Genomic DNA, 9,662 nt, shown 5'->3' with positions numbered 1-9,662 from the left:
CATCGCGCGCGAAGGCGCGCAGGCCGCCGTACCGGAATAGGCCTGGGTCATGGCTGCGCCCCGGGCGGCAAGGGCATCAATGTTGGGGGTAGGTACAGCGCCGCCCGCCACACCGCCGCCGAAAGTACTGATATCGTTGAACCCCAGATCGTCGACGAGGATCACGACCACGTTGGGCGGCCGATCGCCCGCGGATGGCGTAGCCGGACCCTGCGCCCAGACCACCTCGCGGTTCGGCGCTATATCCTCACGGCCGACCTGGGTGACTGCGAACAGGATGACGGACTTGTAGTTCACGGCCGCCAGCGCGACCGCTCCAGCCGCGACAGCGGCGACTCCGAACCAGAGCTTCCGTGACATCACCACTCCCCGCGCCATGATCGAAGCTATAGTGGCATAACGAGTGTCATTATATGAAGTGGAAATTCACTGGCCGTCGGTCAGGTCGTCACCGCCGAATGCCAGGGCGCGAAGGGCCCTTGACCCAGTGCCTGAGCCTGGAAGCCGGCCATGGCCTTGTTGACCGCGGTGCTCAGCGTGGTGTTCGGATGTACTGGCCGCCGCAGAGGGCGCTGGCCCGCAGGCAGGGCCATCAGTTCGGAAACGGCGCGCGGGATGTCCATGGGGTCGGCGCCTCGGGGTGCACGCATGGAAGCCCGGGTCATGGCCACGTGCTGGGCATAGGCCTGGAGACGCTCGGACTCATTGCGGGCGAGCATCGCCTCAACTGTCCGGGCGCCGGACTCCCAGATCCGCGTAGGATAGCCGCCCGGCTGAACAATGGTCACCTCGACCCCCAGCGGCGCCAGCTCATAGGCCATGGCCTCGAACGCTGCCTCCAGACCCCACTTGCTGCTGCAGTAGGCGCCGATGTTGGGCATGATGATCCGACCCAGCTGTGACGAGACGGGAACGATCAGACCTGCGCGCCGGGCACGCATGCCGGGCAGCACAGCACGCGCCATGCGAAGGCTGCCCAAGAGGTTGGTCTGCATCTGCAGTTCGAGCGCCGCGTCGTCCTGCAACTCCATCGGACCCGAGATGCCGATACCGGCGTTGTTGAGTAGAACATCGAGGCCGCCACCGGCGATGCGCTCGGCCTGGGCGACGCCGGACCTGATCTGCTCCGGCTTTGTGACGTCGATCTCGACCAGATGGACCTTGCCCGGCAACCCCTTGGCCTCCTGCAACAGCGACACGGCCTCGGCGCGACGCCCGCCGTCGAGGTTGCGCATGGAGGCGATAACTGTGGCGCCGAGGCCCGCCAGATGCAGGGCGGTCAACCGGCCAAATCCGGCGCTGGACCCGGTGATCAGCACCGACTTTCCGACGAGGGAAGTGGGAGCCTGGGCCTTCGCCGCACCGGCCGCCATGGCCGTGGCCGTGGCCGCGACCGACGCCGCGCCCAGAAGAGCCCTTCGGTTCAAACTACGATCATCACGCACCGGCATGTCTCCTGCTGTCGTCCAGAGAAAATCAGCCGCAGAGAGTATCTCCGCGGCCGGGATTGGGCCATATTCACAGGCCGATGATCGAGGCAGCCAGCATCCAGGCGACCGTCAGGCTCCATACGTTTGTCCTGGTCTGGTTCAGTTTCGTCACGGTTGGACCCTCCCCACCGGAGCGGCGCCCTGCGCCGGGGTGTCGAGACCGGCCTGCGGCCTGATCTCTGGATTGTCTTTGTATTGACCGGCTAACCCCTTGGGCTGCGAGGACCACGCGACGTGGCCCTCCATCCAGGTGTTGGGCCATCCCAAAAGCTGGGTTTCGAAATACATATCTGAGCTCCTCCTTCATGGAGGCGCGCCTTATTGAGAGCAAAGGCCTTGCATCCGGCTGGCGCGCCCGATGCGGTCCGACATCACGATCGCCGGATCGTCAGAGGGGCCCGTCCCGCACCTTCGATATGGTTGCCGGGGTGACGGATTGAAGAGACTCAATCATGCGGAATCGTAATGGCACTGATGAACAATGTGCATTCGCCACTGGACGGCCTCAAACCGCAGCCAGGGTACGCTCGATGAGCCAGTAGGCTGATAGTCCGCCGATGGTGTACGCTGGCGCCCGTACGCTCCAGGTCGGAAGTGTCCAGGCGCGACCTTTCCATATTGTCCGCCCTAAGGCCATGGCAGCCAGCACCGCGGCGATGAACAGCAACTGGCCGACCTCGACGCCGACGTTGAACAGCAGCAGCGCCTCCGCCGCCGCACCTTGCGGCAGGCCGATGTCGGCCAGGACGCCGGCAAACGCCATCCCGTGCAACAACCCGAACAGGAAGGCGATCAGCCAGGGGCGTCGTTGGGCCAGTGTCGGGTCCACGCGGCCCTTTGTCGTCAGTTCCACCGCCACAAACAGGATGCTGAGCGCCACCAGCGCCTCGATCGCGGCCGACGGGAACCGCAAGTAGCCCAGCGCCGCCAGCGCCAGTGTGATGCTGTGGGCCGCCGTGAACGCCGTCACGGCCTTCACCAGTCGCCAGTTCGGGCCGATCAACAACAGCAGACCGAGCACGAACAACAGATGGTCGAAACCGGTCAGGATGTGCTCGACACCCAGCTTTAGATAGCCGGGCACGGCGATGCCCCTGGCGGGCGCCAGGTTCAAACGGACGGCAGGATCTGAGGGCCGCAGCACCATGTCCAGCGACCGGCCCGCTGGCGCGGACACCCGGACGAGGACATCGGTGACGCTGTGTTCGAGGCCTTCAATCCGCAGGGTCTGGCCATCCAGCGGCGCGCCGCCGCGAACCCGCCAGACGCGGGTCATATAGCCCGGCGCGACCTGTTCCGCCGCGGGCGGCTTCTCGAGCGCGCCGCCTGAGAGGTGAGGAATCAGCCTCAGCGCCATGTCACCCACCACCGGGCGTTTCCAGGTGACCTCATAATCGCCGGGCGCCGTCGCCACGATCTGGACAAGCGCCGGGCGCACCTCGTGAGCCGCCGCCGCCGCCGTCCAGCCAATCCAGAGGACAAGTACGGCCAGCCAGACAGACAAGCCGGTCGGCCTCATTTCGGCAGTCCCGCGATCTCGACCTTGTATTTCTTGCGCAAGCCCTGTCGGAAGGCGCGGTTCTTGATCTGCCGCTGCTCGGCCATCCAGGCGTCCATCACCTCGGCGCGTACCTGCGCCAGGGGGAGGGCCTCGGACGCCAGCCGGTTCTGGACCTGGATCAGGTGAACGCCATAGGGGGAGGCGACCGGACCGACCCAGGTTCCCAACGGCGCCGTGCGCGCGGCCTGGGTGAACGCCGGCCCGTAGTCACGCGCCAGATCCGCCACGGCGATGTCGGCATAGGCCAGCGGCAGCAGGGCGGGATCGCCCCCCGCCGATTGGCCCGCCTTGAGCTTTGCCAGAGCTTCGGCGGCTGCAACGGCCGGTGTTGTCCCCGACCGATCCTGATTGAAATAGACGTGGCGCAACGCCAGCCGGGCCGGTGTTGCGTAGCGGGCGCGGTTGGCCTCGTAGAACGCCTGGAGCCTGGCCTCGCTCGGCGCCGGAATCGTGCTGACGTCCTCGCTGGCGAAGGCCATCTTCTGGGCCAGACGCCGGCGAATGATCATGTCGTCCTTGTCGAGGCCAAGCCGGATGGCCTCGCGGGCCATCAGTTCCTCGTCGACCCGCTCCTGGATGATGGAGGCCAACTCGTCGCGGGTGGGCGGTCGCTGGGTCTGCATCTCCCAGTAGGCGGCCAGTTGCTCCAGGTCGCGCGCCTCCAGCCGGACCGTCGGACGGGTCTGTTCGCTCACCATGGCGATCACGGCGAACAACACCGCACCAATCACCATGAAGTGCAACAACGGCTCCCGAAGGAGCCGTTGCAGTCTCGAGGAATGCGCAACGCGCTGATCAGACGACATCTGCTGCCCGGATCAGGCTGTCGGCTCGAACCAGATCGGTGATGACCAGGCCCGCTCCATGACGGTGGGCTGGAGTTTGGGATTGCGGGCGACGCCAGCCCGCAACGCGTCCCAGGTAGACCAGCGGCAGGACGGGTTTTCAAGCACCCGGACGTAGTAGAAGGCCCGCTGCTTCGGATTGAACGTCGGGTCGGCCCAGACGGTGCGCAGTTCGACATCGCCCTTGAAGCGGTCAGGCTGGCAGGTCTTCAGATCCACCGACGCGCCATTCGACGGGCAGCGGCCACCCACCACCTTCAAGCCGTCCGCGCAGGCCACGTCGAAGACCTGTTCCCTGGCCACGCCGTTCTCGACCCAGCCCTTGACCACCTGGGCCCGCTGAAGGAACCCGGAGCTGGGATCGCGCACCGCCCAGACGAGGAACTTCGGCGCCTTGTTCGCCGCCGGCAACAGATCGCCGCCCATGGGCACGCCGTGGGCATAGGCCTGGCGCACCGTGTCCGGGCGGGTCAGGAGGTCAGCGGGGAAATCGTAGCCCGCGAAGAATCGCACCTTGATGCGCGGGCCCGAGGTCGCAAACGTCTCCTTGCGGCGCATGGCGGCATAGATCGCCTCGCGGCTGTTCTCTTCAGCCCAGACCCCCGCAAGCCCCGAAGCCCCCCAACTCTGGAACCGGCCGCCAGCCTTGGCGGGATCGGCGCCTTCCCAGTCCGCAGCCGCCTTTGGCGGTACCGAACCGCGCAACTCCGGCGTGCCGTCATTGCGACCGGTCTTGCTGAAGTAGTTGGGCTCCTCGACCGTGCCCGGTGCGGCATTGTGCGTGTCAGAAGCCCCGATGAGGCCGAACTTGAAGGGGTTGAAGCCCTGGGTCTGGCGCATGACGATGCCGTCCTGCAGCGCGCGGCGCACATAGCCACCCTGGAATTTGGTGATCTGTTTGTCCTGACCAATGTAGCTTTCCATGATCTCGAAGTTCGCCCATTCGTCGTTGGGCGACAGCGAGGGATGGGTCTCGGATGTCCCCTTGATCTGGGTCATTTCCACCAGCGGCTCGTTGCGCATCCGCAGATCGGAATAGGCCTTGTCCATCGGCTTGCCGTTGAGCCGCACACTGTCGAACATCAGGCCGTCGGAGCCATTGGAGTTGTGCGGAATCGCCAGGGCCTCGATGCCATTGGCGCGCCAGCCGTCCATGGTGCGCCACAGGTCCTCGGGATCCTTGGACATGTTTGAATGGTAGGGAAACTCCACCACCTTGGAGCCTTTGAAGATCACATTCCGGTGGAGATTCCGGCCATCCGGAGCGGACGTGTATTCATAGCCGATGAAGGTGGTGAAGCGACCGGGCGCATTGTGACGGGCGGCCGCGTCGCGGATCTCGCCCCAGGCCTTCGAGACAATAGCCGGAGAATCGAATTCCGCCGGCAGGGAGTTGTTACGGAATCCTGTGACCACGCGGGTAAACGCCTCGCGGATCGCGGCGGGGTCCGGACTGAACAGGCCCTGAGTGACCGGCAGCTTCGACAGCGGGCTGTTCGGATCGCCAGCCTCGCGGATCGCGCCGATGTACTCCGCGTGGTCGGTGACGGCGACGAAGTCCAGCGGCCCGCCCGCCAGACGAATCTCGTAGCCCTGGGCATGGCCGATGGCCTCGCCCTTGGCGAACCGGTAGGCGTCGTCCGGCGTGCGACGGACGTTGAAGATGTAGGCGTCGAACGAAAGCTGGGTGTGGACGTGCAGGTCGCCATAGTAGGCGTTGCGGTCTTCATTGTAGCCGGGCAGGCGAGCCTTTGGCGACGCAGGTCGAGGCTTGGCCAGCGTGGCGGCGGAGGTGGTCTTCGGTTTCGAAACCGTCTGCGCCCCGATCGCGGCGCCTGCGATCAAGGCCCCCACCACGACAGCCGGTGCGACATATCGCAGGGCTGTTGCCCTTGCTTTTGTCATCTCAACGTCTCCCCCGTTGTTCGCTCGACTATATCCCCACTTTTCGAAAACGGGCCAGACCCTACCGCAATCCCATTTCGCCGTTCGCGGCTGTATCTTGCGCCTTGGCGACCAGTTCCGGAATATTGACCGGGCCGCGTTTTCAAACCTACAGTTCGAAAACAGGATTTACAGAATCCGGCGTCATTGAGCGCCGGGTCATCAGGGGAAACATGATCATGCGTCGTATACTGCTGGCGACAGCCGCAGCATCTTCACCCAGCCCAGCAACGCCGCTTTCGGACTCAACAATACGGTGACCGGCGGTACGGCGCTGCGTTGCACGCTGAATGAACCGCAGCAGGTCTCGCTGGAGCTCAACGCCAAGTTCTAGGACGTGTCCACATAGTACTGACGGTCCGGATCGTTCGCTAGCGCGCTCCGACCGTCGGCTTCATGCACCACCGCCCCGTCCGGCGCGTACTGCAGAATGTAGGACTTCCGGGTTTCACCGGTGAGGTTGGGGCCGGTGCGGTGCGGGGTCAGTGAGGAAAACACCACCACGTCGCCCGCCCTGGCGGGGACCGGAACTGTGTCTGCCGGAGACTTCAGGCATTCCAGACCCAGCGGCGTCAGTTCATGGTGCAGCGTGCCCATCTGGTGCAGGCCCGGCGCCACCCAGGGGCAGCCGTTCTCCAGCGTCGCGTCATTCAGCGGGACCCAGCAGGTGAGATACTGCTGCGGCTCGGTGAAGGTGTAGCCATTATCCTGATGCCAGGGGAATTCCTCGGGATTGCCGGGCTTTTTGTACACCGCCTGATCCCAGTAGAGCCGCGCGCCGGCGCCCAGGGTGTCATGCACAATATCGCTGAACACGCGGTGGCGACTGAAGGCCTTCAGCGCCTCCGAGCGCTTCACCAGATGGATGGTGAAGGTGATGGCGTCGGCCTTGGCGATAAAGGTCTTGCCGCCTTGACGCTGGCGAAGGATGTCCTCGCCCTCGCGCTCCATCGGATCGATGGCGTCGCGAACGGCAGCCAGTTCGTCAGCGCTGAACACGCCCTCGAGCAGAAAATATCCGTCTTCGTCATACTGTCGCGCCTGGGCTTCCGACAGGCGGCGACGCGGCCCGCTCGAGGCGCGCCACCTGAAATCCGTGTTGCGATCGTGCCGCCGCATGGCTGCTCCAAGGTTGCTGGGACTCTCGCGCAAACGGCTAGTCGATCCGCACGAGCGCTGCAACGCGAGCCCGGACTCTAGGTCGAAGCCAGCACACCCTTCCAACGCTGGACCTGAAGCCGCACCTGGGCCGGGGCCGTGCCGCCATAGGATGAGCGACTGGCGCTGGAGGCCTGTGCCGTCAGGACGCCAAAGACGTCAGGGGTGATGCCCGGGTGGACGCCCTGAAGCTGTTTCAGGGTCAGTTGCGGCAGGTCGACCCCGCGAGTTTCGGCCAGCCGGACCGCGACCCCTGTCAGGTGGTGCGCCTCGCGGAAGGGGATGTTCAGACGCTGCACCATCCAGTCGGCAAGATCCGTCGCGGTGGCAAAGCCCGAGCCCGCCACGGCGGCCATGCGGGCCTTGTTCGCCTTGAAGTCCAGCACCATTCCGGCGGTGGCGCGCAGTGTAGCTCGGCGTTGCGCGACGCTTCGTGGCGCAATGGCTCAATCGGAGTTCAATTGCCCCGGCGCCCAAATTACGGGCGCAGCCTGTGGCGGCGGTCGACGTCGGGCCTCGCGTGCTTCGGTCTTCCGTCCGTCTTCGGAACGGTGGTAGGTTTGGCGCAACAAGATCTGACAAAAGACGTCATAGGGAGATTGCTGTCATGCGACGCGCCGTGGTCGTGGTCCTTGGTTTGGCGCTTGGCCTTAGCGGTCATGCGGGCGCTGCGTTTGCCGAGGCAGCCGCCGTCAAGGCGGCGAAGGCTCCGGCCTGGAAGCCAACCCGCAACGCCATGGGCCAGCCCGACCTCTCGGGATACTGGAGCAACGCCACGCTCACGCCGCTCACCCGTAACGCGCGTATATCCAACAAGGCGGCCCTTACGGCCGAAGAGGCCAAGGGATTTGAGAAGGTCTGGGCAAAGGCCCTGGCGGAGTTTGACGGGCCCACGGACGTTGATGCCTCGCCGGAGAAAGTCCAGGCCGAAAGCCTGACGTCCAAACTTGTGGAGATCCGACCCGATTTCATTGCCGCCGGCGGGGACACTGGTGGCTACAATACTTTCTGGATCGATCCGGGCACCCATCTGGTCGAGATCAACGGCCAGTACCGGACCTCGATCCTGACCACACCCAATGGTCTGCCGGCGCCGCGCAAGGCTGGCGCCCCCAGACCCAAGGGGTTTGGCGACTTCCGGGATATCTACGACAGCTATGAAACCCGTCCGCTGGGCGAGCGATGCATAACGGGGTTTGGCCGAAACAATGGCCCGCCCATGCTGCCCAACGGCTACTACAACAACAACTACCAGATCCTGCAGACCCCGGACGCCGTGGTGATCGAGGTGGAGATGATCCACGATGCGCGGATCATCCGGCTGACTGACAAGCACGGCCCTGATGGTCCTCGCCGCTGGATGGGCGATTCCATTGGCCGCTATGAGGGTGACACCCTTGTGGTCGAGACGATCAATATCCCCGAGGCCCAGAATTTCATGGGCTCCTGGAAGAATCTGAAGGTGACCGAGTGGTTCACCCGGCTGAACAAGGACAAGATCCTCTACCGCTTCCTGGTGGAAGATCCGGACACCTGGGAACAGCCCTGGGGCGGTGAGTACACGTTCCTGACTCTGAACGGGCGCACCTATGAGTATGCGTGCCACGAGGGGAACTACGCCATGCCGGGTATACTGGGCGGCGCACGCCAGAAGGAGAAGGAAGCGGCCGAAGCCGCGGCTGCAGCCGCCAAGGCAGCGGCGGCTGCAGCGCCTGCTCAGGCGCGCGCGAAAACCGGCGGAGACTGATCGCCCGTAGCGGCTTCTGAGCCGAACCCTCAGGTTCGCTTTTTCGGCTTTGGCGGGCCCCACCCGGAGGTTGCGCCGAAGGTCAGGTTTCTCTGGACCAGCTCGATGTCCTGAATCTGTCCCCGATCAATCCTGAGGCGCGCGGCGAGCAGGACACTGCGCGCCATCGACCGGCCAGGTCTCCCGGCGCTGGCGATAGCCTCGGGATGGTCGACAATGGCCCAGGCCCAGACGACCCCTTGTTCTTCGTCAAACAACGCCAACCGGCGCTCCCGGATCGGCCCTCGAAGCGCGGCCAAGTCCCTGCAAGCCGAGGGCGAAGGCGACCGCGCGCCATTGTCGAACAGAACGCAGTCGGATGCGGCCGGATCAGGCCCGGCGGGAGCACCTGAAAATCCGTCCAACCAGGCGTTTGCAACAGTAATCAGATCGAGCCGGGCACTGTGAAACGCCGTGGCCTTCGGCGCCGCGTCGACCGACAGGTTGCGGAACGTCCCGGGCGAGAACGCCTGCGCCTCTGTTCGCCGCACAACCAGAGTTTCGATCTCGCTGACGCGGTCGCCCTTCAGCTTGACGCGCAGGGCGAAAATCGCCGGGCCGCCGTAGGCCTCGGCCGCACCGATGATGCCGACCGCGCCTGCCTGGGGCTCCGAATAGGTCTGGCGCGCGGTGACCTGGCGAATGGCGAAAAGCTGGCTATCGGCCAGCCGGATGTCGCGGCCATTCTCGGTGATCCGGACTCCGCGCGGCAACACCTTGCCGGCCTGGCCGGTCTGCAGCGCCGCCAGCGCGGCCTCAGCAGCCTGCCCGGCGCAGGCTCTGTCGCATTCACGGGCCGCGGCCGGCAGGGCCCAGAGAAGAACAAACATCAGAACGCTTGGGGCGATCCGCCGCATCTGACCGGGACTCCGTCTCGT

Annotated in this window: 9 protein-coding genes; 1 reads left to right on the top strand and 8 read right to left on the bottom strand. The window is 65.1% G+C overall.

Annotated elements, in window-relative coordinates; all coding sequences use genetic code 11:
* The 7 genes from ACIQ3B_RS10545 to ACIQ3B_RS10515 form a co-directional block, all read right to left on the bottom strand.
* The coding region (locus ACIQ3B_RS10545; protein ID WP_397402307.1) for a sulfatase-like hydrolase/transferase at positions 1 to 360 on the bottom strand (360 nt) is incomplete at its 3' end.
* 80 nt (positions 361 to 440) lie between these two features.
* Positions 441 to 1,445: an SDR family NAD(P)-dependent oxidoreductase gene (locus tag ACIQ3B_RS10540; protein WP_397402305.1), complete on the bottom strand. Its 1,005-nt coding sequence runs from the start codon at positions 1,443 to 1,445 to the stop codon at positions 441 to 443.
* Positions 1,446 to 1,995: 550 nt separating this feature from the next.
* The gene (locus ACIQ3B_RS10535; RefSeq protein WP_397402303.1) at positions 1,996 to 3,009 is read right to left on the bottom strand and encodes a HupE/UreJ family protein; all 1,014 of its coding nucleotides are present in this window, start codon (positions 3,007 to 3,009) and stop codon (positions 1,996 to 1,998) included.
* On the bottom strand, positions 3,006 to 3,785 hold the full coding sequence (locus ACIQ3B_RS10530; RefSeq protein ID WP_397402309.1) for a peptidyl-prolyl cis-trans isomerase: 780 nt from the start codon (positions 3,783 to 3,785) through the stop codon (positions 3,006 to 3,008). The genes ACIQ3B_RS10535 and ACIQ3B_RS10530 overlap by 4 nt, the downstream gene beginning before the upstream one ends.
* A gap of 84 nt (positions 3,786 to 3,869) precedes the next feature.
* Entirely contained in the window at positions 3,870 to 5,801 is a 1,932-nt protein-coding gene (locus ACIQ3B_RS10525; RefSeq protein ID WP_397402301.1) for a DUF3604 domain-containing protein, read from the bottom strand.
* Positions 5,802 to 6,170: 369 nt separating this feature from the next.
* Positions 6,171 to 6,959, bottom strand: a complete 789-nt coding sequence (locus ACIQ3B_RS10520; RefSeq protein WP_397402300.1) for a phytanoyl-CoA dioxygenase family protein — start codon at positions 6,957 to 6,959, stop codon at positions 6,171 to 6,173.
* 77 nt (positions 6,960 to 7,036) lie between these two features.
* Positions 7,037 to 7,387, bottom strand: a complete 351-nt coding sequence (locus ACIQ3B_RS10515; protein WP_397402298.1) for a hypothetical protein — start codon at positions 7,385 to 7,387, stop codon at positions 7,037 to 7,039.
* A gap of 218 nt (positions 7,388 to 7,605) precedes the next feature.
* On the opposite strand from ACIQ3B_RS10515, the gene ACIQ3B_RS10510 reads away from it, so the two are divergent.
* Positions 7,606 to 8,745 carry a hypothetical protein gene (locus ACIQ3B_RS10510; RefSeq protein ID WP_397402296.1) on the top strand — a complete coding sequence of 380 codons (1,140 nt, stop codon included), beginning with the start codon at positions 7,606 to 7,608 and terminating at the stop codon, positions 8,743 to 8,745.
* A gap of 29 nt (positions 8,746 to 8,774) precedes the next feature.
* Here the strand turns inward: ACIQ3B_RS10510 and ACIQ3B_RS10505 are convergent, their stop codons facing one another.
* Positions 8,775 to 9,614: a hypothetical protein gene (locus tag ACIQ3B_RS10505; protein ID WP_397402294.1), complete on the bottom strand. Its 840-nt coding sequence runs from the start codon at positions 9,612 to 9,614 to the stop codon at positions 8,775 to 8,777.
* Positions 9,615 to 9,662: the final 48 nt, after the last annotated feature.

Origin of the sequence: Phenylobacterium sp. (genome assembly GCF_044358365.1) — a bacterium.
Taxonomy (GTDB): domain Bacteria; phylum Pseudomonadota; class Alphaproteobacteria; order Caulobacterales; family Caulobacteraceae; genus Phenylobacterium.
This window is presented reverse-complemented; position numbering and strand designations above follow the sequence as displayed.